Here is a 24,202-nt window from a genome sequence, read left to right as displayed (position 1 = left end):
CTGTCCTATTATTGACATTTCTCTTTTTTTATCACATAATTTTACTTCATAATGACAACTGATCATATAAATTTTACGTTTAAAAAACTTTTTAATTATTTCTGGATAGCGATAACGGGCAAGGAATCCGAATTTACGTCTGGGAGTATCCGTAGGGCAATTTTTATGCTTTCCATCCCCATGATATTGGAAATGTTGATGGAATCTATCTTTGCTTTGGTAGATATAGCCTATGTATCCCAGGTAAGTGTTAATGCAGTGGCCACAATTGGGCTAACGGAATCCGTTGTCACTTTAATATATGCCGTGGCCATTGGACTAAGTATGGCGGCAACGGCCGTAGTGTCACGAAGAATTGGGGAGAAAGATATACAGGGTGCTAAGGAGTCCGCTGTTCAGGCTATCGCTCTGGGAATACTCGTTTCTTTGATCGTAGGGGTGTTTGGATTTATTTATGCAAAGGAAATCCTTTCGATAATGGGAGCGGAACCCGATTTGATTTCTGAAGGATATGGTTATACCCAACTTTTATTGGGAGGCAATAGCACCATTATGTTGTTGTTCCTTATCAATGCGATATTCAGGGGAGCTGGTGATGCTTCTATTGCCATGTGGGCCTTAGTGCTCTCCAACGGGCTCAATATCATATTGGACCCTCTCTTTATTTTCGGTTGGGGCCCTATACCGGAATACGGTGTTATGGGCGCAGCGATAGCTACCAATATAGGGAGGGGAACGGCCGTACTTTTTCAATTGGGAATATTATTTTTTGGATGGGGAAGGATAAAACTTGCCTTTACGGACTTGATCTTGAACACAAAGGTGATGTTCAATCTGATAAGAGTTTCCCTGGGGGGCATTGCACAATTCTTGATAGGAACATCCAGCTGGGTTTTTTTAATGCGTATGATGTCTGAATTTGGTAGCGAAGTCCTGGCGGGTTATACTATTGCCATTCGTGTAATGCTGTTTACCTTAATGCCTTCCTGGGGTATGAGCAATGCCGCCGCTACTTTGGTGGGTCAAAACCTTGGTGCCAATAAACCGGAACGTGCGGAAACTTCGGTTTGGAAAACAGGAAAGTATAATGCCTATTTCATGGGATTGGTTTCCGTAATTTATTTGCTTTATGCCAAAAATATCGTGGGTTGGTTCAATGCGACTCCTGCCGTTGTGGAAAGTGGCGGACTCTGTTTGCAAATAATTGCCGCAGGGTATATATTTTATGCATACGGTATGGTGGTCACGCAGGCATTTAACGGTTCGGGCGATACCGGAACGCCTACCCGTATAAATCTGATAGCGTTTTGGGCTTTTCAATTGCCATTCGCATATTTGGCTGCTTTTTATTTTAAGTTAGGGGCCATGGGCGTTTTTATGGCCATTACCCTGGCGGAGGTATTGCTGGCCATAATCTCCATAGTCCTTTTTAAAAAGGGCAAATGGAAATCGTTTCAGGTCTGACTTAAATTAGTACCTTTAAAAGAAATTTTTTTCGTGAAAATGAACAAAAAAGATAAAGGAATAAATACCATTTGCACCCATGTTGGCCAATTAGAGGATAAACAGTATAAGGGTGCGGTTTCCCCCCTTTATATGAGTAGTTCCTATGCATTTGACGATGTTGCCGTAAAACGATATCCAAGATATTTCAATACGCCCAACCAAGAAGGATTGAGCAAGAAAATTGCAGCGCTGGAACATGCGGAGTCCGCATTGATCTTTGGTAGTGGAATGGCTGCCGTAAGTACGTCTTTAATGGCCTTTTTAAGAGCAGGGGACCATGTTATCTTACAACAAACACTGTATGGGGGAACCTATAACCTGATAACAGAAGAATTTTCGAAATACGGAATTGAATATACGTTTACCGAAGGATGGGAACCCAAAGATTTTGAAGCTAAATTAAAGGAAAACACTAAAGTAATCTATATAGAAACCCCGTCCAATCCGCTGCTGACCATTACGGATTTGGAAGGGGTGGTCCGTATAGCCAAAAAGTACGGGTTGATTTCCATGATAGACAATACCTTTGCCAGCCCCATAAATCAAAACCCGATCGATTTTGGAATAGATGTGGTCCTTCATAGTGCGACCAAATATATGGGCGGGCATTCCGATATTTGTGCCGGAGCTGTAGCTTCCACTGCCGAATATATTGAACAGATATTTCATTTGGCAAAGAATTTTGGAGGCAGTTTAAGCGATTATACGGTATGGCTCTTGGAAAGGAGTATCAAAACCATGGGGTTACGGGTAAAAGCGCAAAATGAGAATGCCCTGACAATGGCCAATTTCCTGAATGATTTAGGGGATATAGCTACTGTTTACTATCCCGGGTTGTCGTCTCACAAAGATCATGATATAGCCAAAAAACAAATGAAGGGTTTTGGTGGAATGCTTTCCTTTGAATTGAAACCTCATTTGGATGCTTCTTTATTCCAAAAATCGTTAAAACTGATCAAACCTTCTATGAGCCTGGCCGGTGTAGAAAGTACTGTGCTTTCCCCTACACAAACTTCACATGCTTTGATGACACCAGAAGTTCGGGTAGGGCAGGGGATATCCGATGGATTGATTCGGTTTTCGGTTGGAATTGAAGAACCTGAAGATTTGATGGAAGATATAGAACAAGCACTGACCCATATTAAAACAAAAAATCCGATATCTGCGGACAACTAGTATTTTGTTATAATTATTAAAACGGATAATCGACTAAAACAACTTAATTCAATAAATGAAACTGGACATATTAGTTTTTGGAGCCCACCCGGATGATGCGGAACTGGGAGCGGGAGGCACCATAGCCAAGGAAGTTTCCAAAGGTAAAAAGGTAGGTATTGTAGATTTGACCCGAGGAGAGTTGGGTACCCGTGGTTCTGCAGAGATAAGGGATAAGGAAGCCGTTCTAGCTGCTAATGTTCTGGGAATTAAGATACGGGAAAACCTGGGTTTTAAAGATGGCTTTTTTAAGAACGATGAAAAACATCAACTGGCCGTTATAAAAACGATACGCAAGTATCGGCCGGAAATCGTGCTGTGTAATGCTATTAACGATCGCCATATAGATCATGGAAAGGGAAGTAAACTGGTGAGCGATTCTTGTTTTTTGAGTGGACTTCTAAAAATAGAAACAGAATTGGATGGTCAAGAACAAAGTGCTTGGAGACCGAAATTGGTGTATCATTATATTCAATGGAAAAACCTTGTTCCCGATTTTGTTGTGGATATAAGTGGATATATCGATAAAAAAACAGAAGCTATTTTAGCGTACGCTTCCCAATTTCATGACCCCAAAAACAACGAACCAGAAACGCCAATAAGCAGCAAAACGTTCTTAGAAAGCGTAAATTATCGCGCCAGGGATTTGGGAAGGTTGATCGGAAAGGATTATGCGGAAGGTTTTAATGTAGAGCGCATGATCGCCGTAGACGATCTAGATGCTTTGATCTAGGCCGTTTTTTTGTATTCCTTTTTGGCCTTGGGTATTGTAAAATAGAAACTGGAACCCTTATTAGGGGCACTGTTTACCCATATAACCCCTTTATTTTTTTCTACCATTTCCTTACATAGGGAAAGTCCCAATCCCGTACCTTTTTCATCATTGGTACCGTAAGAACTGTGATTATTTTCTTTTTTGAAAATCTTGCCCATGGTTTCCTCGTTCATACCAATACCGTTGTCCCTTATATAGATTTCCCAGTGTCTCGTTTTTTCGGTCGCACCAATCGTAATCATCCCATTTTCCGGCGTAAACTTTAAAGCATTGCTCACCAAATTACGGATTACGATATCTATTTGGTTGGCATCTGACCAAATATGGGTATTGGCCTCTATTCTGTTAATGAACTTAATAGATTTATTATGTGCTATCTCGGATAAAAGCGCAATATTATCTTCAACTATATTTTCCAGGGCGGTTACACATGGTTTGGTAGTAGCGCCGTTCATTTGTGTTTGCCCCCAGGACAACAGGTTATTTAGGGTAAAGGCTATATGATCTATGTCCGTTCTTAATTTAGGTACGAATGCTAAAAACTCCTTGTTGCTCATTTCACCGTCCTTGAACAATTTCAATAACCCTTGAAAGGCCCCGATTGGCCCTCTTAGATCATGTCCTATTATTGAAAATAGTTTATTTTTAGTTTGGTTTACATCCCTTAGATATTCCTCATTTTTTTCCAAATCGTTTTTCTTGGAAATCAATTCTTTGTTCAAAGTCTTTTGAATTCTTTCATTTCGCCTAATTAAAAGGGTAATGCCCAAGAAAATGAATAAAATAATGAATGCAACGTAAACATAGTTCTTTTGTTTGGCCAGTGCTTTTTCGTTTTTTAATATGAGTTGTTTTTTTTGCTCATCATACTTAAGTTTTGTTTTGAGCATTGTCAGCCCTTTTTGATTTTCCTTTGTAATCAAGCTATCCGATAAGTTTTGGAAAATCTCATGATAGTGTAAGGCGGTTTTAAAATCGCCCTTTTTCTTATTTATGGAATACAGGGTTTTGCTACATTCCAAAGTCCCGTCCATGGATCCGATTTTTTTGGAAAGTTCAAGGGCTTTAAGGGCATATGTTTCCGCTATGCTATCATTTTGAAGATGTAAACTAGCATTGGCCATACCATTTAAAAGGGGTACCTCGGCTCTTTCATCTTCAAGATTCTTGTGAAGAAGCTCGCTTTGTTTGTACCAGTGCATGGCCCATCTGTATTTTTTCTGTTTTAAATAAACTTTCCCTTTTATTTCATAGGCATAGGCCAACCAATCCATTATCTTCTTTTTCTCAAAGGTGTTGATACTACTGTTAATATTGAACATGGCATAATCCAACTTTCCCATATCCGCATAAGCCGCGGCCATATTGCTCATTGTTTCGGCCATATAGATGGGATTCCCTATTTCTTTATTGATTTTTTTTACCTTTTCAAAGAATATCATGGCCTGATCATAATCCTTTTGTGATAAATAAAGATTGGCTATATTTTCATTGATAATGGATTGCATATTTTTATTGTCATATTTTATGGCCAGCTCGGCACCCATAAAATATTCTCTCAACGCCATGGAATAATCGCCTTTGTAACCATATTCTATGGCTAGTCCATCAATGGTATTAAGAAGTACGGTGGAGTTGTTTATTTGTTTAGCGATCAAGGCCGCGGATTTGTAATTTTCTATGGCCAATTTATGATCGCCCTTATCTGAATGGAAACGCCCGAGTGCCAAATGGGCTTTTGCCTTGCCATATGCATAATGGGAAACTTCACTTATTTCCATTATCTTATCCGCCAGCAAGCGTAGGCTGTCCAATTTATAATAACGGTATTCTTTCACCAAATTGGTGAGCGAATTAATATATATAGTATCTGTTTCCTTAAACTCGGGTTTTTGTTTTTGGAATTGGATATTTCTTAGAATGCTATCTCGACTGTTACTTTGACAAAAAGAAATCAAAGAAAAAAAAAGGCCAATTATGAGCGTACCAAATTTTAAAACTTGTTTTCTTGATTTTTTCTGAAAATGTACTTTTTCAGCGAACATATATTTTTACCTATGTTTGGACTATAAAAATATGTGCTCTTATAGGATAAAAATAAATTATGTTGTGAAACGGCTTTTTTTGTGTGTTTTATCCTTAAAAATCAGTTTTTTATCGATTTAAATATTATTATTGACATAAATATTATCATTATTAATAATATATATGTTAAATGTTCCCTGATATAATATTTCTTTTACAATGGGCAATTTGTCTCTTGGGACGTTATGATAAATTTAGATTATATCGCATTTAAAAGTTTGACCGTAAAAGTACTTCCTTCCCCTTTTTTACTATCTATTGAAATAGTTCCATTGTTTTTTTCCGCCATTTCTTTACATAAGAGAAGCCCGAGCCCGGTACCCTTTTCCATATTAGTTCCATAGGTAGAATAATGTTCTTGGGTATTAAATATTTGTTTTAAAGCACTAGGACACATGCCTAGCCCAGTATCTTGGACGTTAATACTGGTATGTTCGGAACCATTGCCGGCCTCTACTATAACTTTTCCGTTTTCAGGTGTAAATTTAATAGCGTTACTGATCAGATTTCTAAAGATGATATTAAAATGATTGAAATCGGCCAAAACCTTTATTTTTTTATCTACTTGATTTTCAAAGGAAATAGACTTTTGTTTTAGGTCCTGTTTGAATAATTGATGGATACTTTCAATTTCTTTCCTAACCTCGATTTTCTCTGTTTGAAGAGACGCTCCCTTCATTTGAGTCTGCCCCCAATTTAACAGATTATCCAAGGTGAAGTGAATATGGTCCAGTTTAATTTTTAGTTTAGGGGCAAATCTTTTAAAATTTGATTCTCCAGATTTTTGTTCTTGAAGGCATAAAATAACCAGCTCTTTTAGAGATACGATAGGTCCTCGTAGATCGTGTCCTACAATAGAAAATAATTTGTCCTGTGTTTTATTGGTTTGGTTCAGTTTTATTTGGTTCTCATACAAAAAACGGGCTTTTTCCTCTAATTTTTTGTTTAACCGTTTTTCCCTTCTATTTGATCTGATTCCTAAAAATACCAGTATGAGCAAGGTGAAAAATGCAGCCGAGACCCATTGGATGATCCTACGTTGTTTTAAAGCATTTTTTTGATTGATGATCTTAATGTTTTCTTTCTCTTTTTCAAAATTCTGTTTAGCCAATAATAGAGCAATGTTCGCCTTGTTCCGTTCCCTTAAAATACTATCCGCATATTTTTCGGCTAACTCCAAATATTCTAGGGCATTGGTAATTTTGCGTTTACGTTTGTTAAGTTCATAGAGTCCTCTATTGCACTTTTCGATTCCTGTTTTAAGTCCAAAAGACCGGTACTGTTCTAGACTTTTATTTAAATGGTTTTCGGATAACTTCAGCTCTTTAAGACCTAAAAAAGCCATACCTAATCCAAAACTTATGTCCGCTTCACCTTTAAGGTCTTTGATGTGTTCATGATTCTTTTTTGCCTTTTTGTAAAAATTAATGGCTTCTGTATATTTCTTTTGAGCTAAATAGAGATCGCCCATAGTAGTATGGGCAAAGGCAAGCCACTCGGGAATCCTTTTTTCTTTGAAAACCGGGATACATTTATTCAAAAATTCCATCGAACTTTCAAAATCGTTGATTTTCATATACAGAAACCCCATATTACTGTGTAATCTGGCCTTTTCGACCTCATCGTTCAGCAGGTTGGAGTGTTTTTGCGCTTCTATATAAAACCCAAGTGCTTCTTTATAATCTCCCAACAAAGAAAACATGGTACCCATATTCATATTCATGGTAAATTTTATAGCTATATCATCTATTTTCTCCGCCAATTCCAAACTAAGCAGAAAGCTTTGGTAGCTTTCCGGGTAATTGGCATTAATAAAATAGGCCTGCCCCATTTGATTATGGATTCTCATTTCCAGTTGAGGAATATTGTAAGATCCGCTTTTTTCCAATATCTCTCGACAGAGCCCTATAGTTTCCTCAATATTACCTTTAAAAAGGTGGTATTGTGCTAAATTTGAAAGAGCGTAGTAAATTCCTTTTGTATAGTTTGTTGTATTACAGACCTTTAAGACTTCTTTTGCAATTATAGGTATGGTGTCGATCTTGTAATAGCGCAATTCCCAACTTAGTTCATTTAATAGGTTTATATAATTGGTATCCTTTATTGAAAAATTGGGGCGACCTTCCAGTTTCTTTATTTTTTTTTCCAAAAAAGTAATACTGTCCAATTGTGAAAAAGCAATAAAACCGGTGAACAATGTAATTAATAATGCAAATGGGAATTTTCTCAGGAGTTCTTTATTTTAAGCTATTTAAGATAAATGGTTCTTTTAATACATACAATTTAATCAAAAACTTCTTTAATCGTACAACAAGTTCGTTCTAAATAATTTCACTATGATTTCCTTTGGGCATCGTCTATTTCCATAAATTCTTTATGAACTAATATTTGTTCGGAATAAGTAAAAAAATTACCTTTGCCACCGCTTCTAAATGGTGGTTGTAGCTCAGCTGGTTAGAGCGCTGGATTGTGGTTCCAGAGGTCGCCGGTTCGAACCCGGTCTTCCACCCTTACTTAAATTAAAAAGCCCTGTGTTTTATTTACACGGGGCTTTCTTTTTTACCATTACTAAAAAGATAAAAAAATCCGTCGTTTTGACGGATTTTTAATGCATTCATCAACAATGTTAATTTTATTTAAAGACCTTGTCAACGGCGATCCGTTGTTCTCTATTGGCAACTTCCCAAGCGGTATGAAATACAAGGCGTGCTCTATTTTGTAATAGGTCATAGTTTATTTTATCGGGAGTATCTCCAGGTCTGTGATAATCATCGTGAGTGCCGTTAAAATAAAATATTATGGGGATATTGTTTTTTGCGAAATTGTAATGATCGCTTCTGTAGTAAAACCGGTTAGGGTCATTTTCATCGTTATAGGTATAATCCAGTTCTATGTTCGTATATTTTGTATTGATTTCCTCGGATAATTCATGAAGCTCCGTACTTAACTTATCGGAACCGATAAGATAAATGTAATTTCTATCTCCCTTTCTTTTAGGGTCTATTCTACCGATCATATCTATATTTAAATTGGCCACGGTTTGGTTTAAAGGGAAAATGGGATCAATATCCGTATAATATTGTGAACCCAATAGCCCTTTTTCCTCTCCCGTAACATGTAGGAATACAATGGAACGCTTTGGACCATTTCCGGCTTTGGATGCTTCCTTAAAAGCTTCGGCAATTTCTAGAAGTGCTACGGAACCCGAACCGTCATCATCCGCGCCATTGTTGATCTCACCATTGGCGGAGATACCGATATGATCCAAATGGGAAGAGATAACGATGTATTCATCGGGTTTTTCGGATCCTTTGATAATGGCTACAACATTTTCGGAATCTACATGGGTATTTGAATTTTTAAAAGCCAGATCAAGGTGTGTTGCAATTGTTTTGGGTTCACTGTCTTCCATTATGGTATTTAATAGGGTGATGGCCAGGGTTTTATCAATAAAAAGACTGGAAAAACTCGTCTTGTCATTGGCCTTTAGACCCATTCTTCCACTGTCATTGGACTTCATACTATTAAACCTCCCTTTAAAGCGGTTAAAGTTTTCATGATCAAAATATAAAACACCTTTGGCTCCCTTATCCATGGCGAGTTGTATCTTTTTGTTCAATGCCTCGGACAAGCTGCTCCATATGGATTTTTCTTGCGTACCGGATAGGGTATAGACACCCTCTTTAGTCCTAGGTTCTCCAGACTTTATCAAAACCATCTTTCCGGTCACATCCAAATCCTTATAATCGGAATAATTGCCCGCTTCAATACCATAACCTACATATACGATGCTTTCCCAAGTAGCTTCTACCGGGTTAAAAGTAAAAACATGTTCCCCAATAGGGTAATCTATTCCGTTTACACTTAATTTTCCTGTGGGCAGTTTGCTTATTTCCAAGGGTACTTTTTGAAAATAATCCCCATTTGTTTTTGCTGCGGATACGCCTATTTTTTCATATTCGGACTTTAAATAAGCAACTGCTTTCTTTTGCCCGGGCTCTCCTGTTTCCCTTCCCTCAAATTCATCGGAAGCATATATGAACAAATGTTCTTTTAGTTCGTTTTCGGTAATCGTAGCCGCATACGCCCTTGAATCTACGATTGGTACCGTATCATTATTATTGATTGCCGATTCTGAAACTGTTTTTTGAGAAGAATTGCAACCAAAAATAATTCCAATAAGAATAAATAGTGTTTTTTTCATTTTATTAGTCATCAAAAATTTTCTAAAAATACTTAAAAGAATATTGGATTTTATGATTCATGGGGAGAATCGATCATATTTTTCATTCAATGCTGAATGCTATTGAAAATCATCAGGATAGTGTTCTATAGCAGTATCGATCCAATACCAAATTATTTGTTCATAACCCTTCTAATAATAATCTAAGTATAATACCAGAACCAAATTTCTTTGCTCTATCATGGGGATAAACAAATTGGTGTAGTTGAATCGGTCAACAACGGTATCTAAAGATAATTATGTATCGTTTTCCTTTTCCCGAACTTTAGTCCTATCTTATTTTAATGCTTCCGCAATTGCTTTTTCAACCAGGGGCTCCATTACTTTATAGCCCGCTATGGTGGGATGCACTTCATCTTCTGCATATTTTTTAGGCAATCCGTTGCGCTCATCGACCATTGCTGAAAAATAATCCAAATAGATATGTCCATGGGTATCCGCATATTCCCTTATCATTTGGTTCAAGCGTATTATTTTATCTGACGGTTCCAATCCCGGTTTCCATGGATAATCAAAAACGGGTAAGATCGAGGATAGGACCACTTTTATATCATTTGAATGTGCCAATTCGGCCATATTCTTAATATTATCGGCTATCATTTCCAATGTAGATGGTCCTGTGTTGCCTGCAATATCATTTGTACCCGCCAGAATAACGACCACCTTGGGGTTGAGATTTATTACATCTTGCCGAAACCTCAATAACATTTGCGGAGTGGTCTGGCCACTGATACCACGGTTTATATATGGCTTGCCCTTAAAAAAAACCGGCCGTGCGTTTAACCAACCAATAGTAATTGAATTACCCATGAAAACCACCCTGTTTTCGTTTGCTTTTGGGACATTTATACCTTTGTTGGCATCTTGAAAATGTTTTAAGTCCGGCCAATCCTGCCCGGTAACGGAGTTCAAATTAAATAACGAAGTTAAAAGTCCCAAAAACAGATAGTTTATTTTTTTCATCGCGTGAAGATCACATTATTTTAATTGTTGTTTTTCATCGGCGGTCAACGGGAGTTCTTTTAAAACTTTCCCCCTGGAAGGCTTTTGGACGAATAAGTATGCCAATAAACATAGTGCTATTAACAAAGGTAGGGCATTGCCGGAATTGTAATAGGTGAAAAGCGCCAGAAAAGCCGGCACTTCTATCAATACATATTTGATATGGGAAGCTGATTGGAATTTTTTCAGTTTTTCCTCCAAAGCATCCATAATCTTTATACCTGAAATCATTTTTTTAAAGAAAAACTGACTTCCGAAATACCCCAATAAGGCAAAAACGGGAACCATGTATAGCAATATATGTTGTTCTGAGGTATCCGTATTAAAACTCTTGACCTGGGAAACCGCGAAAGCCAAAAATATGCAAAGCCCTACTACTAAAGACATGTGGAATATGGATAGTGCTTTTAGATAGTTTTTTATTTTCATAAAATAGGATTAAGGTTTCTAAGATACTATTTTAAAGATCGGTTTTTCCACAGCAAGTTGAAAATAAAAGAATTCTTTGATGATAATATTTGATACTTTTGCAGTATAATGAGAAATATCGTTCTGTTTATTTTTTGTTTTATCGTTATACACTCTTCCCGGGCTCAATTAGAGGAGGATAAGGCCTTGCATTTTTTGGGAGGGAACCTTTATGGCCTTGTGGGGGCAGGTGTGGCCAATCAGATTTCCAAAGGGGACAGGACTTGGACATTTGTTGGTTCCTTGGGAGGCAGTTTATTGATTGGTCTGGCCAAGGAAAGTATAGATGAAAAGCAATATGGCGGTTGGGACAATAATGATTTGTTGGCCACGGTCTTGGGCGGCGCGACTGTAGGGGTTACCATTGATATTTTTAAAAAGAAAAAAAAGAAAAGAAGGGAACGGCGTTTTAAAGAAGCTATCGGTTATGATATAAAAATAGATTTGCCATTAAAACATATCGATACTCCGTTGACCTCACTTCAATTATTAGGTATTTCTTCCGCCATTATGGAAAAATACAGGAACCCTTAGCGCTTGTTTAAAATTATATTGTCTGATTTCCCATACCCTGTTTTTGCGCATTTTTCCATTAGATTCCTATTAAGTAGCGCCGTTATTATTTCCAATTTTGTCTCAAACCATAGCAAACTGCATTAAAAACAATTTAAAAAGGCAATTTTACGTAAATGCGCTTTTTTATTGCCACACAACAGCAATTACTACGGATCATTAGCCATAGTATTTCCGGTTTTGATACACCCGTGAGTCATTTGGGAATAAAGGAGTGTATAGTTTCCATAGAGAGTTTAAAAGAGGTTTATGACTTGACCATAGCAAATAGCATAAAGCGCAAAAATCCAGAATTGGATAATGAATTTAGATCGAATATCGTAAAAGCGATAAGTTATATCATGTCAAATTTAGATTTTGATGCTTTTGATCGTTATACTTTTATAAGGGATTGTTTAAACCCGATTACCAGAAATTGGAAAGAGATTCGTGATTTAAGCGGCTTATGGACCAACGTGGACAATAAACCTTTTAATTTTGATGCCCCTACTTTTTTTGAAAACGGTTCTTTCAATATAAATTATTTTGCTCCACCTACGGACCGAAATCCTTCCAATGAAAAAATAGCTTTTGGGAAAAAACTGTTTTTGAACCAAAACTGGCCCGAAATGGCAATATGGCCTGTGTAAGCTGTCATGCCCCGGAAAAAGCGTATGCGGATGAATTCGTTGTCAATAAGGATAATTCCGGGAATCCGTTACAACGCAATACACCAACATTGATCAATACCATCTTTCAAAAAAACTTTTTTTGGGACGGTCGGTCACCAACACTTTCGGATCAGATTTCTTCGGTCTTTACCAATGAAAAGGAATTTGATACCAACGTACACCAATTCTCCTCCCGAATTTTAAAGGATGCGGTCTATGAGGAATTGTTTGAGGAAGTATTTGGAAAAATCAAACTCAAAAATACCCATGTTATTAAGGCGATATCCGCCTATGTAGGTACGTTGAACGGATTCGATTCAAAGTTCGATAAAAATATGAGGGGGGGGAGAAAACACTTTTACCAAAGAAGAAAAGCACGGAATGAACTTGTTTATGGGGAAGGCCTTATGCGCTACCTGCCATTTTATGCCATTGACCAATGGAACCGTAGCCTTTTTATACAGAAACAGAGAAAGAGGTCATTGGAGTACCCGATACAAGAGAAAATAAAATATTGGATGATAATTTGGGTTTCTATTGGCGGTTTGAAGAAGAGCTGCACCGGGGCATGTTCAAGACCCCGACTATAAGAAATGCAGCGCTCACGGCACCATATATGCACAATGGTGTATATGCTACGCTGGAAGAGGTTATCGATTTTTACAATAAAGGTGGTGGAAGTGGAATGGGATTTAATCTGGAACGACAGACACTGCCCTTTGATAATCTGAATTTGACCCGGAGTGAGCAAAAGGCATTGGTCGCTTTTGTAAAAACACTTACAGATGACAATGTGGAAGTGTATTAGAATTTTTCAAAAACACCCAGTCCAAATAAGGCAAAATCATATTTGACCGGGTCGTTTGAATCTAATTCCCTCAGATTTTTATCCAATTCCGAAAGTGCTTTGGCGTCATTTTGTTTGCGTTTTAAAAGGTTCAGTTTCCGGGCAACATTGCCCGAGTGCACATCTAACGGGCATGATAATATAGAAGTTGGAATATCCTTCCATAATCCAAAATCCACTCCGGTGGTATTATCCCTTACCATCCATCTTAAAAACATGTTGATACGTTTGGCCGCAGAACCTTTCTTAGGGTCGGAAACATGTTTCGTTGTTCGGTTTTCATGAGGAAGCTCAAAAAAAACTTCCTTAAATCTGGAAATGGCCATTTGTAGGGAGTGTTTATTTTGATAATCCGTGAAAATGGATTCCAATCCACCGTGAACGGTATAAATGTTTTTAAGGCTTTTAATGAAATAAGTTAAATCCCTATCATTGAATGTCCGGTGAACAAAATTTTGTAAACTATCCAAATCCGCATCCGTGTGATTCAGGATAAAATCATACGGATTTTCATCCATTAATTTCATAAGTTTGGAAGCATTGTTAATGATGCTTTTCCGATTGCCCCAAGCAATGGTAGCGGTTAAAAATGCACAGGTCTCAATATCTTCTTTTTTAGAAAACCGATGGGGTATTTGAAGTGGGTCGCTTTCTAAAAATTTGGGATTGTTATACAATTCTACCTTAGCATTTAAAAAGTCCTTTAACTCATTCTTTGTCATTCCAAAGGGATATTTAGCATTTTCATAAGGATAATTGGCCCGGCCAAAACAAGATTATAACAAGCGTGTAACGCTATGCTCCAAATTAGTCCAAACCGGATACGGATAAAACCCAATAAACCTCCCACAACCAGTTGGGGAGCTACCAAAATAGGGGAAAGTAGCAGTACACGACCGTTCAGTTCAAAATTGGTGATATGGTAAAACCCGAAAACTAATGTCAACACATAGAAAACAACCCCAAAAAAATGATTGTTCTTAAACAAGATCATAGGCCCCCTAAAAATCAGCTCTTCTATAACAGGGGCTGTAATGACCGCTCCCAAAAGGAAATAGACCGTGGGGTACTTCTCAAAGAACCTATCTAGGGCATGTTCGCCAAGGTTCAAGCCAAATACAGTCTCCAAACTTCCTATAAGCATGCCCAGAACAATGTTTATTGAAACCGAAAGCAACAGCAGTTTTATAAAAACACGAAATCTGTAATTGAAACCCTTGTTTTCATCGGTAACATACATAGGGTTCTTTAAGAAATCCCATACTTGTTTCAACATATTAAAAATCCCGATTATGGTACCAGTACGGCCTTGTCAATAATTTTTCCATCTACCATGGTCAATTTTCGATCTGCCATGTTGGCCAATTCTTCGTTATGGGTTACGATTACAAAGGTCTGTCCAAATTTTTCCCGAAGTTCAAAGAAGAGGTTGTGCAAATTGTCCGCACTTTCAGAATCCAGATTTCCGCTGGGCTCGTCCGCAAATATGATAGAAGGATTGTTGATCAAGGCCCTTGCCACGGCTACCCTCTGTTGTTCCCCTCCTGAAAGTTCGGCGGGTTTATGGTCATATCTTCGGGACAATCCTAAAAAACCCAAAAGTTCTTTTGCCCGTTTTTGGGTTTCAGAAGTATTCGTTTTTTTTATAAATGCAGGAATACAGACATTCTCAAGTGCTGTGAATTCCGGTAATAATTGATGAAACTGAAAAATAAAACCAATATGCTCGTTCCTGAACCGTGCCAATTGCTTATCGGTCAAATTTGTGGTATCCGTACCATTGATAAGCAATTCACTGTCCGTCTTGTTGGATTGAACATCCAAGGTCCCTAAAATCTGCAATAAGGTTGTTTTTCCTGCTCCCGAGGCTCCTACCACAGAAACGATTTCACCTTTCTTAATGTGAAGATCAACCCCCTTTAGTACTTGCAGTTCCCCATAATATTTATGAATATTAGTCGCCTTGATCATATGGTCATATATAAAAAGTGAAATTAGGAAATGGTATGGACGTGACAAAATAGATGGACCGGATAAACTTTATACATTTTATAGTATTCCATGTATTTTAGATATAAATTTGCAGCTTGTATTAATTTTGATAATAATCCACCTTTTATGGCTCCCTATAGAAACTTAGAAGAATATAATTTGGAAATTACGGATGAAGTTAGAAGCAGATACTCTTCAATTATTGATGAAATTGGTGAGGACGTTTCTAGGGAAGGCTTGGTAAAGACCCCGGAAAGAGCCGCTAAGGCCATGCTTTTTCTTACGCAGGGCTATAAGCAAGATGCCGTTAAGATATTGCAAGGTGCCATGTTCGAGGAAGATTATGACGATATGGTCATAATTAAGGATATTGAATTGTATTCCCTCTGTGAACACCATATGCTTCCTTTTTTTGGTAAGGCCCATATAGCCTATATTCCCAATGGTCGTATTGTAGGTTTGAGTAAAATACCGAGAGTGGTGGATGTTTTCGCCAGAAGATTGCAGGTACAGGAACGGTTGACGCACGATATTCTGGAATGTATTAATAATACCCTGCGCCCTAAAGGTGTAGCCGTTGTTATTGAGGCTTCCCATATGTGTATGATGATGCGCGGGGTTCAAAAACAAAACTCGGTCACTACCACTTCTGGATTTAGGGGACAATTTGAAAAAATAGAGACCCGTAACGAGTTTTTAAAATTGATAGGCTCCAAGTTGTCCTGAGCATATCTTCTCTTGAGGTAATTCTTTTTGGCATCTTTGTTGCTTTCCTTTCAAAGATTAATTATTTTTCGATATGCCAAAAAACAAGGACAAAAAAATACGCCATTTACTCTTAGGTATCCTGTTCGATGCTATCGGGATGTTATCTTTTGTCATTCCTTTTATCGGGGATTTTTCGGATATCATCTGGGCACCGCTTTCGGCATGGCTCATGACCCGTATGTATAAGGGAAAAATTGGTCAGGCCGCAGGTCTGGTCACCTTCATCGAAGAAATCGTTCCCGGCTTGGATATTATTCCCTCGTTTACCCTCATGTGGTTCTATACCTATGTCTTCAAAAGAGCCGAAAAGAACGAAACCATTGAAGTTTAAGTCCTCCGAATCCTTATTAATAATGTAATTTTAGCTGAAAATTTTAAGATTTGAAACGCAGGGATTTTACTAAAAAAGTAGGTATAGGCAGTTTGTCCACACTATTGGTGTCGGATATCGTTTATAAAGAATTGATTCCGAATGGGTATGTTCCATTGATCTTTCAAGAACCGGACCCCTTTAAGCTGTTCCATAAGGACCCCGGTATGGTGGTACTTAACAATAAACCTTGGAACATGGAGGCTCGGGCACATTTATTGAACGATGACATTACCCCGAACAAGTATATGTTCATTCGCAATAACGGAATCATTCCTGAAAACCTGGATGTTCAAAAATGGCGGTTGGTGATTGATGGGGAATCGGTAAAGCGTCCTAAAAGCTATACGATCAATGATTTAAAGACAAATTTCAGGCACTACACCTATCAACTTACGTTGGAATGTGGAGGAAACGGAAGAAGTGAGTTTGATCCCCCCGCAAAAGGCAATCAATGGACCGTTGGTGCCGTATCCTGTGCCAATTGGACGGGAATCCGGTTGCGTGATGTATTAGAGGATGTAGGTTACACCAATGATGCAGTTTATATAGGTTATCACGGTGCCGATATGCACTTGAGCAGAAACCCGAACAAGGCGGCCATCTCCCGAGGGTGCCCGATGGCCAAGGCGTTACAGGAAGAAACCCTACTGGCCTTTAAAATGAACGATAAGGATATTCCTTTGGCCCATGGCTACCCACTGCGTTTGGTCGCAGGCGGTTGGCCGGCTTCGGTATCGGGTAAGTGGCTCAAAGGCATCAGTATTAGAAATAAGGTCCATGATGGGGAAAAAATGGGTGGTAGTTCCTATAGGATACCCTGTGAAGCTGTGGCTCCGGGGGAAAAAGTTTTTACAGAGGATATGTGTATCATAGAATCCATGCCCGTTAAATCATTGATTACCGCGCCTAAATCCGGAGGTATGTTACTTCAAGGCAAATCTTTGGACATCCGAGGACATGCCTGGGCAGGGGAGCTAGAAGTGGCCAAAGTTACTTACTCCATTGATTTTGGGTCTTCGTGGAAAGAATGTACCCTGGAGAAGCCCGTAAACCGCTTGGCATGGCAACACTTTTCGGCGATTGTGGACTTTCCGAAAAAAGGATATTATGAAATATGGGCAAGAGCGGAGGATACCCATGGTAACAAACAGCCTATGGTACTTCCGGGCTGGAACCCAAAAGGTTATCTGAACAATGCCTGCCACAGAATTGCGGTTAAAGTGGTATAATGAAAGAAAATAAAGCCCATAACTATAAGAATGCATCCGTTTACCGGATATTGATCATTGTTTGTTCCTTGATCATAATCGCTTTAGCAATAATCGTACATTATAACAATCCCACTAATAAAATAGATTCGGTCAGGATATCCGAGGAAACAAAATTATCCGATTCAAACCATATTGTAGATGGGGTCCATGTAAGGACAGGGTTGTTGGAAGGGGATGGATTGCAAGAGGTCATCAATAATTGTACAAGCTGCCATTCTTCCAAATTGATCATTCAGAACAGGATGAACAAGGAGCAATGGTATGCTACCATACGATGGATGCAGGAAACGCAGGGGTTATGGGATTTAGGTGATGATCAAGAGATTATTGTGGATTATTTGACACAAAACTATCCACCTTTTAAAAAGGGGAGGAGAGAGGTCTTATCAAATATTGAATGGTACATGATCAATTGACAATGGATACCTATTTTGATGCTTTTGTTCATACCTTCAAGGGGAATCTGGATTGGACCTTTAGATCCATCCTGTTCGAGGTTTCCTGGTATACTAATTATTTTTGGGGATTAATTGTTATTTCCCTTTTTATATGGTCTTTGGAAATTGTTTTTCCCTGGCGGAAAGAACAAGCTATTTTCAGAAAGGATTTTTGGTTGGATGCCTTTTATATGTTCTTTAATTTTTTCATTTTCAGTATTGTTATTAGTGGTTTTTATAGTGTCATAGAACTTTTTTTCAATAATGTGGGACTTACTTTGAATCATATTTCATTAATTGATTTATTTCGATTTCCCGGATGGGTCCAATTGATAGTTTTCTTTGTGTTGTTGGATTTTGTACAGTGGTTGACACATATAATGTTGCATAAATATTCATTTTTATGGCGGTTCCATAAAATACACCACAGTGTTAAAGAAATGGGGTTTGCCGCTCATTTACGGTATCATTGGATGGAAAATGTATTGTACAAACCGTTAAAGACTTTGGCCGTTATGGTTTTGGGCGGTTTTGAACCGGAACAGGCGTATATAGTTCATTTTGCGGCTATTACCATTGGCCATTTTAATCACTCCAACATCAAGATTACCTGGGGTCCCCTAAAGTACTTTTTTAATAATCCGGTTATGCATTTGTACCATCATGCATATGAATTGCCAGAGGGTAAATACGGGGTCAATTTTGGAATTAGCCTTAGCCTTTGGGATTATATATTTAAAACGGATTATATTCCGGAAGACAACGGAAAAATAAACCTCGGCTTTACCGGAGATAAAGAAGTGCCAAAGGGATTTTGGAGACAGGTGATCTTTGGCTTTGGAAGATCAAAGCCAAAGGATTCTTGATTTTTACAAAAGAATACTTGTACTAAATTTATATTTCTTCCAATATTGGAAATACCGTTGATTTTTAAACGGGGCAAATGCAAAAATAAGCTTTGTGCAAAATATCTTTAATTTCTATCAAGTTTGGTTTTTATATTGCTTACCACTTTAGGATATAGAAGCCATAAGAATGACCGAAATTAACAGGAGTAAAACTTTTTCTTTAAATTACTTGAAAAGAAAACCCAGCCCCATTCTGCCGAGCATCTTCTTTTCAAAGGACCAGAAGAACTTGAATTGCCCGAACAGCCAACCGTAAATGACCAATAACACTTGATAAAAAGGAAATATCATCAAAATTCTTAAGGTCCAGTACAGGATATTTCCCCACCAAGGTTCAGAAAAACTTTCTTTATGGAGACCTATCAAGTTCAGGAAGGGTTTTGCTACATAAACCGAAGAAGAGCCGGTAATGGCAAAAACGATAAAAATAATAATCAATTGAAAATTGCTGGAAATTCCCCAGCGTTCCTTTAATTTACCCATATAATGGAATCCTAAAAGGCAAAAATACCTTTTAAATGCGAGGAATAAAAGTTCCTAAGCGCTGATTGTACCTACGCTGAAAATAGATGAAATAATTATACAATTTATAATTTACCTCGTATCCATAATCAATATTGGGGATATAGTTTATTTGAAGTTCATAGAGATTGGGACTAAACCGTTGCGGTTGCAATACCCTGTTGTTCCATTCCGTCACCCAGATATAATTTCTATTTTCCAAAAAACCTTGGGAATAATATCCTTCCGGCCTTGCTACGGAATTTAACCAAAAATTGAAGCCGGGTTCAATAATAATGATTTCATATTCGGTCTTATCACTTGCAATTTCGACCGTATCATTTACTACAGATGAAAACACCTCTTTTTCTTTATCGGAAATGTCCAATGCTCGTTGCGGACTTCCACAATTGGATATGAAAACCATTCCAAACCCGACCAGGAATATAACGGCGGTCTTTACAAAAAAAATCTTTTTCATATAAGTAAGGTACAAAAAAAGCCGTTTGCAAATACAAACGGCCTGTGTTAAAATAAGTTAAGGTATATTATTTTCCGAACAACCCTCCAAGAAGGCCTCCGATCCCTCCTTTTTTGTTACCAAGTGCCATAGAGGCCACATCGTCCAAAATACTGCCGTCCCCATCGGAATCCAAGAAAGATTCTATTAAAGATTGTTGCTGATTCCCTGTATTACCGGCTCCCATGAGGCCACCTAACAAGTCACCGATCCCATTGGAACTGGAAACGTTTTGTTGACGTGTCTGTTTTCCTAAATACCCCATTAAAATTGGTGCGGCCACTTTTAATATGGTGGCAATGGTGCCCGCATCCATACCGGACTTACTGCTCAGGGCATTTTCTACCTGTGTCTGTTTTCCGCCAAGGACATGGCTTAGGATTCCCGTTCCGTCTTGCATAACGGAATCGTCCACACCGCCATCAAATAAATTTCCTAAATTGTCCAATATACCCCCATCGTGTTTTCCCGCCAGGGCACTCATCAATCCTTGAGCCCCTTCCGGACTAGCGGCATTCCTTTTCATTGCACCCATTAAAATGGGCAATGCCATACTTAATACGTTTCCGGTCTCACTTTTAGATCGCCCTGTTTGTCCGGCAACACCATTAATGAGTTGTTTACCCATAGGGCCGTTTAGTAAATCCAATAATCCTGACATGTTATAGTTAATTTAATGTTAGGCCCCTAATGTACAAAAAGGGTTTGTACGATGGATAAATAATGGGTTATTTTAAAAGGGAAATAATCTGTTCGGCCAACTCGGCACCAATACGATTTTGGGCCTCGTTCGTTGCGGCTCCAATATGTGGTGTCAATGAAATATTGGAGTTCATAAGGATTTTAATTTCCGGTGATGGTTCCGACTCAAAAACATCCAGTCCGGCAAAGGCTATTTTTCCGCTTTCTATGGCATCTATCAATGCCACTTCGTCCAAAGCACCGCCACGGGCGGCATTTATAATAGCGGCACCATTTTTCATTGATTCCAATTCCGGTTTTCCTATAACATAGTCTTTCTGTGCAGGTACATGAAGCGTGATAAAATCCGATGACCTGAGGACTTCTTCCTTGGACATGCTTTGTAGCCTAAAAGAGATGGATTGTCCATCAAAAAAATCTAAGGAAATATCGGTTTTTTCAAAAAGCGGATCAAAATAAAGAACCTTCATTCCAACGCCCAGGGCAATTTTTGCCGTAGCCCGGCCAATTCTACCAAAACCTATAACACCCAAGGTCTTACCTCTTAATTCTTTTCCCGCACTATAGGATTTTTTTAGCTGTTTGAACCTGCTATCACCTTCTAAGGGCATATTTCTATTGGCATCGTACAGAAAGCGGGCCCCGCCGTACAAGTGGGCAAAAACCAATTCCGCTACGGATTCCGAAGATGCGCCGGGGGTATTGATAACATGGAGGCCCTTTTGTTTGGCATGGGCAACATCAATATTGTCCATGCCTACACCACCGCGCCCAATGAGCCTTAATGATGGGCAGGCATCAATAATATCCTTTCCGACCTTTGTAGCACTGCGGACCAATAAACCATCAATTTTATGTTCATTGATGTAGTTTATCAATTGCTCTTGGGCTACATGGGTTATCAATACTTCAAACCCGCCTTTTTCCAAAGCATTTACCCCAGATTGCGAAATTCCGTCATTGGCCAATATTTTCATATGTTCTCTTTCTGACCCTTTCTTATAAGATGAAGGGGCATTTTTTGGTTAATACTATAGTATAATAGCTTGCTTTTGTTTCCTCTCCTTTGTGGAGGACATTAATTAGGGAGCGCTTTATCCCTTTCGTTCCATTTCGCTCATCACATCTACCAGTACGCCTACACTTTTCAACGAAAGGGCATTGTACATGCTTGCCCTATATCCACCTACACTACGATGGCCGTTCAACCCATTGATTCCCGCTTCTTGCAGCATTGTATCAAAGGTTTCCTTTAGCCCTTCTTCCGTTAAATTGAACGTAGCGTTCATAGTGGAACGATCGTCTTTGTTGGCAAATCCTTCGAATACGGGATTTAGGTCTATTTCTGAATACAAGAGTCTTGCTTTCTTTTCATTTTCTTCCTCGATCGCAGAAATACCCCCCATGTTCTTTAGCCATTCTAAAGTCAACATTGAGGTATATACTGCAAAAACAGGGGGTGTATTGAACATACTATCCTTGCCAATATGAACTTGGTAATCTAACATAGAAGGTATTTTTCGGGATACCTTGCCCAAAATATCTTCTTTCACCACAACTAGGGTAGTACCTGCAGGTCCCATGTTCTTTTGAGCCCCTGCATAAATCAGGTCAAACTGGGAGAAATCCAGCACCCTTGAAAAGATATCGGAACTCATATCGCATACGAGCGGGGCATCACTTTTTGGAAATTTTTTCACCTGGGTGCCAAAAATGGTATTGTTGGACGTTAAATGGAGATAATCCAATCCTTTGGGAATAGCATAACCTTTTGGGATGTAATTAAAGTTTTCATCTTTAGAAGATCCAACTTCCAATATCTCCCCAAATAATTTTGCTTCTTTAATGGCTTTATTGCTCCAGGTGCCGGTGTTCAAATAACCGGCCTTTTTTTCCAATAGGTTATAGGCTACCATCAAAAACTCCATACTTGCACCTCCTTGAAGGAAAAGTGCCTGATATCCTTGACCTTCCAAGCCTAAAAGTTCCAGTGCCAAAGCCCTTGCTTGTTCCATTATGGCTACAAAATCCTTACTGCGATGCGATATTTCTATCAATGAAAGTCCGGATCCGTCAAGGTCCATTACGGCCTCCGAAGCCTTTAACATTACCTCTTTGGGCAAAATACAGGGCCCTGCGCTAAAATTATGTTTCTTCATTGTCCTCATATAAATTAAGCCATTAAAGGTCATGAATTTCTTGCAAAACAGAAAGGGGAAACAAAATAATTCTAGGATGTTCCTAACAAGAATTCAACAGTATCCAATCCATCCGCATAATCGGAGAGTGATGGACATTGGGTTTTCCCAAAATTTACTTCTTCGGGAACAAACCCCGAAGCCACGATACATTGAATATGTTCTTTATCGTTCCTTAAGCGCTCCTTGAGCGATTCCTCGGATTCATATCTTTCGTAAAACAGGGATGCGATGGGGGAGGCATAACTGTTATCTTCTTTCAATATGAGAAAACCATTATCCAAAATCTTGAATTCGCTCATCAGATAGACCGCTTTATTATAATCATAATTATTGGCATACTTGGCCTGTTGGACGATTTCACTAAAAGGGAAAATTGCATTGAAAAAAGCATCAAAATTGTAATCTTTTGGAACAAAAACCTTGGATACACTTCTACAGCCCAGGCCATAATATCTAAAAACATCCTCACCAAGGGCCTTTAACTCGTTTTCGTTTTCATTTCCCGTAAGAACGGCAACGGAATTTCTGTTTTTTCGTATGATATTGGGCCGTTGTCCAAAATAATACTCAAAATAACGTGCGGTATTGTTGCTTCCCGTGGCGATTACGGCATCAAAATTTGTGAGTTTTCCTTCGGTAAATTCTACCGAACCCTTTAATAAAGGTTCTGTTTTTTCCAAATAGTTGGCCAAGAGAGGCATTAATATACGATCATTGCTGGACATTTTTACCAAGGCCTTGTTTCCTGTGATCAAAACCACCAATAAATCATGAAAACCAACAAGGGGAATATTCCCGGCCATGATCAAGGCGACCGTTTTTTTTATGTTTTTATCCAAATCGTAGCCAGACAACCAATTTATAAGATTCTTTTCGTTTAATAAGTCCGCCCATTGCGAGAAGGCGTAGAGTATATTTTCGGTCGTGAACCAACCATTATGCAGATGGGCCAGCCGCAATCCGTCATCAAATCTTTTATGCCATTTTGAGTGAATAGCTTCGGAAGGGGGGGAAGTATTGATAAATTCACAAAATTGTGCCAAGAATTCTCCGAGTTTAACAAAAGCCTTAACCTTACGATCCTGTTGTGTCATTATATTTGTAAAAGGAAGTATTAGAGATTACCTTTGTGCAAAAGTAAAAATGCTAGTGGGCTGAAACAAGT

Annotated in this window: 26 protein-coding genes and 1 tRNA gene; 13 read left to right on the top strand and 14 right to left on the bottom strand. The window is 38.5% G+C overall.

Going from position 1 to position 24,202, the window contains the following annotated elements; translation table 11 throughout:
* The first annotated feature begins 51 nt into the window (after positions 1–51).
* The 3 genes from ACKWB9_RS05530 to bshB1 are packed head-to-tail and all read left to right on the top strand — an operon-like array spanning position 52 to position 3,454.
* Positions 52–1,464, top strand: a complete 1,413-nt coding sequence (locus tag ACKWB9_RS05530; protein ID WP_414002002.1) for an MATE family efflux transporter — start codon at positions 52–54, stop codon at positions 1,462–1,464.
* A 39-nt stretch (positions 1,465–1,503) separates the two neighbouring features.
* Entirely contained in the window at positions 1,504–2,682 is a 1,179-nt protein-coding gene (locus ACKWB9_RS05525) for a trans-sulfuration enzyme family protein (RefSeq protein ID WP_414002001.1), read from the top strand.
* A 55-nt stretch (positions 2,683–2,737) separates the two neighbouring features.
* Positions 2,738–3,454 (top strand): bacillithiol biosynthesis deacetylase BshB1, encoded by a 717-nt coding sequence (bshB1, locus tag ACKWB9_RS05520; protein WP_414002000.1) that lies wholly within the window; start codon positions 2,738–2,740, stop codon positions 3,452–3,454.
* On the opposite strand, the gene ACKWB9_RS05515 is transcribed toward bshB1, so the two are convergent.
* Both ACKWB9_RS05515 and ACKWB9_RS05510 read right to left on the bottom strand, forming a co-directional pair.
* A complete protein-coding gene (locus tag ACKWB9_RS05515) occupies positions 3,451–5,541 on the bottom strand; it encodes a tetratricopeptide repeat-containing sensor histidine kinase (RefSeq protein ID WP_414001999.1) in 2,091 nt (696 codons plus the stop codon). The two genes, bshB1 and ACKWB9_RS05515, sit on opposite strands and share 4 nt — an antisense overlap.
* A gap of 239 nt (positions 5,542–5,780) precedes the next feature.
* Entirely contained in the window at positions 5,781–7,778 is a 1,998-nt protein-coding gene (locus ACKWB9_RS05510) for an ATP-binding protein (protein ID WP_414001998.1), read from the bottom strand.
* A gap of 237 nt (positions 7,779–8,015) precedes the next feature.
* Here ACKWB9_RS05510 and ACKWB9_RS05505 point away from each other — a divergent pair.
* Positions 8,016–8,091: transfer RNA gene (locus tag ACKWB9_RS05505), tRNA-His, on the top strand.
* 122 nt (positions 8,092–8,213) lie between these two features.
* Here the strand turns inward: ACKWB9_RS05505 and ACKWB9_RS05500 are convergent.
* The 3 genes from ACKWB9_RS05500 to ACKWB9_RS05490 all read right to left on the bottom strand — a co-directional run bounded on the left by ACKWB9_RS05500 (position 8,214) and on the right by ACKWB9_RS05490 (position 11,255).
* Positions 8,214–9,785: a M28 family metallopeptidase gene (locus ACKWB9_RS05500; protein ID WP_414001997.1), complete on the bottom strand. Its 1,572-nt coding sequence runs from the start codon at positions 9,783–9,785 to the stop codon at positions 8,214–8,216.
* Positions 9,786–10,100: 315 nt separating this feature from the next.
* A complete protein-coding gene (locus tag ACKWB9_RS05495; RefSeq protein WP_414001996.1) occupies positions 10,101–10,787 on the bottom strand; it encodes an SGNH/GDSL hydrolase family protein in 687 nt (228 codons plus the stop codon).
* A 15-nt stretch (positions 10,788–10,802) separates the two neighbouring features.
* Positions 10,803–11,255 carry a hypothetical protein gene (locus tag ACKWB9_RS05490; RefSeq protein ID WP_414001995.1) on the bottom strand — a complete coding sequence of 151 codons (453 nt, stop codon included), beginning with the start codon at positions 11,253–11,255 and terminating at the stop codon, positions 10,803–10,805.
* 108 nt (positions 11,256–11,363) lie between these two features.
* Here ACKWB9_RS05490 and ACKWB9_RS05485 point away from each other — a divergent pair, with 108 nt between their 5' ends.
* From ACKWB9_RS05485 to ACKWB9_RS05470, 4 genes are all read left to right on the top strand, one after another.
* Positions 11,364–11,828: a hypothetical protein gene (locus tag ACKWB9_RS05485; RefSeq protein ID WP_414001994.1), complete on the top strand. Its 465-nt coding sequence runs from the start codon at positions 11,364–11,366 to the stop codon at positions 11,826–11,828.
* Between the two features lie 155 nt (positions 11,829–11,983).
* Entirely contained in the window at positions 11,984–12,496 is a 513-nt protein-coding gene (locus ACKWB9_RS05480) for a hypothetical protein (RefSeq protein WP_414001993.1), read from the top strand.
* On the top strand, positions 12,484–13,107 hold the full coding sequence (locus tag ACKWB9_RS05475) for a cytochrome-c peroxidase (RefSeq protein ID WP_414001992.1): 624 nt from the start codon (positions 12,484–12,486) through the stop codon (positions 13,105–13,107). Before ACKWB9_RS05480 ends, ACKWB9_RS05475 begins: the two co-directional genes overlap by 13 nt.
* Positions 13,086–13,325 carry a hypothetical protein gene (locus ACKWB9_RS05470; RefSeq protein ID WP_414001991.1) on the top strand — a complete coding sequence of 80 codons (240 nt, stop codon included), beginning with the start codon at positions 13,086–13,088 and terminating at the stop codon, positions 13,323–13,325. Before ACKWB9_RS05475 ends, ACKWB9_RS05470 begins: the two co-directional genes overlap by 22 nt.
* Here ACKWB9_RS05470 and ACKWB9_RS05465 read toward each other — a convergent pair.
* Genes ACKWB9_RS05465 through ACKWB9_RS05455 form a run of 3 tightly spaced genes read right to left on the bottom strand, consistent with a single transcriptional unit; the run spans position 13,322 to position 15,335 of the window.
* Positions 13,322–14,086, bottom strand: coding sequence for a TIGR02757 family protein (locus tag ACKWB9_RS05465; protein WP_414001990.1), 765 nt, complete (start codon positions 14,084–14,086; stop codon positions 13,322–13,324). The genes ACKWB9_RS05470 and ACKWB9_RS05465 overlap by 4 nt on opposite strands.
* Positions 14,083–14,640, bottom strand: coding sequence for a CPBP family intramembrane glutamic endopeptidase (locus tag ACKWB9_RS05460; RefSeq protein ID WP_414001989.1), 558 nt, complete (start codon positions 14,638–14,640; stop codon positions 14,083–14,085). The genes ACKWB9_RS05465 and ACKWB9_RS05460 overlap by 4 nt, the downstream gene beginning before the upstream one ends.
* Positions 14,641–14,654: 14 nt before the next feature.
* Positions 14,655–15,335: an ABC transporter ATP-binding protein gene (locus ACKWB9_RS05455; RefSeq protein ID WP_414001988.1), complete on the bottom strand. Its 681-nt coding sequence runs from the start codon at positions 15,333–15,335 to the stop codon at positions 14,655–14,657.
* A 147-nt stretch (positions 15,336–15,482) separates the two neighbouring features.
* Between ACKWB9_RS05455 and folE the strand changes: the two genes are divergently transcribed.
* From folE to ACKWB9_RS05430, 5 genes are all read left to right on the top strand, one after another.
* Positions 15,483–16,082 carry a GTP cyclohydrolase I FolE gene (gene folE / locus ACKWB9_RS05450; RefSeq protein WP_414001987.1) on the top strand — a complete coding sequence of 200 codons (600 nt, stop codon included), beginning with the start codon at positions 15,483–15,485 and terminating at the stop codon, positions 16,080–16,082.
* Positions 16,083–16,155: 73 nt separating this feature from the next.
* Positions 16,156–16,455, top strand: coding sequence for a hypothetical protein (locus ACKWB9_RS05445; protein ID WP_414001986.1), 300 nt, complete (start codon positions 16,156–16,158; stop codon positions 16,453–16,455).
* A 50-nt stretch (positions 16,456–16,505) separates the two neighbouring features.
* Complete coding sequence (locus ACKWB9_RS05440; protein WP_414001985.1) at positions 16,506–17,726, top strand: sulfite oxidase; 1,221 nt, start codon at positions 16,506–16,508, stop codon at positions 17,724–17,726.
* Positions 17,726–18,184 (top strand): monoheme cytochrome C, encoded by a 459-nt coding sequence (locus ACKWB9_RS05435; RefSeq protein ID WP_414001984.1) that lies wholly within the window; start codon positions 17,726–17,728, stop codon positions 18,182–18,184. The genes ACKWB9_RS05440 and ACKWB9_RS05435 overlap by 1 nt, the downstream gene beginning before the upstream one ends.
* A gap of 2 nt (positions 18,185–18,186) precedes the next feature.
* Entirely contained in the window at positions 18,187–19,071 is an 885-nt protein-coding gene (locus ACKWB9_RS05430) for a sterol desaturase family protein (protein WP_414002214.1), read from the top strand.
* Between the two features lie 207 nt (positions 19,072–19,278).
* On the opposite strand, the gene ACKWB9_RS05425 is transcribed toward ACKWB9_RS05430, so the two are convergent.
* The 6 genes from ACKWB9_RS05425 to ACKWB9_RS05400 form a co-directional block, all read right to left on the bottom strand.
* A complete protein-coding gene (locus ACKWB9_RS05425; RefSeq protein ID WP_414001983.1) occupies positions 19,279–19,596 on the bottom strand; it encodes a DUF6787 family protein in 318 nt (105 codons plus the stop codon).
* Positions 19,597–19,627: 31 nt separating this feature from the next.
* Positions 19,628–20,095, bottom strand: coding sequence for a DUF6146 family protein (locus ACKWB9_RS05420; protein ID WP_414001982.1), 468 nt, complete (start codon positions 20,093–20,095; stop codon positions 19,628–19,630).
* A 67-nt stretch (positions 20,096–20,162) separates the two neighbouring features.
* Positions 20,163–20,795, bottom strand: a complete 633-nt coding sequence (locus ACKWB9_RS05415; RefSeq protein ID WP_414001981.1) for a DUF937 domain-containing protein — start codon at positions 20,793–20,795, stop codon at positions 20,163–20,165.
* A 67-nt stretch (positions 20,796–20,862) separates the two neighbouring features.
* A complete protein-coding gene (locus ACKWB9_RS05410; protein ID WP_414001980.1) occupies positions 20,863–21,813 on the bottom strand; it encodes a D-2-hydroxyacid dehydrogenase in 951 nt (316 codons plus the stop codon).
* A 117-nt stretch (positions 21,814–21,930) separates the two neighbouring features.
* Positions 21,931–22,995, bottom strand: a complete 1,065-nt coding sequence (gene serC, locus ACKWB9_RS05405) for a 3-phosphoserine/phosphohydroxythreonine transaminase (RefSeq protein ID WP_414001979.1) — start codon at positions 22,993–22,995, stop codon at positions 21,931–21,933.
* Between the two features lie 71 nt (positions 22,996–23,066).
* Positions 23,067–24,131, bottom strand: coding sequence for an acyl-CoA reductase (locus tag ACKWB9_RS05400; RefSeq protein ID WP_414001978.1), 1,065 nt, complete (start codon positions 24,129–24,131; stop codon positions 23,067–23,069).
* Positions 24,132–24,202 lie beyond the last annotated feature (71 nt).

The sequence above is a fragment of the Maribacter spongiae genome, from assembly GCF_047345125.1.
In the GTDB taxonomy this organism is placed as follows: domain Bacteria; phylum Bacteroidota; class Bacteroidia; order Flavobacteriales; family Flavobacteriaceae; genus Maribacter.
The sequence above is the reverse complement of the archived record's forward strand: the minus strand, read 5'-3'. Positions and strand labels throughout refer to the sequence as shown.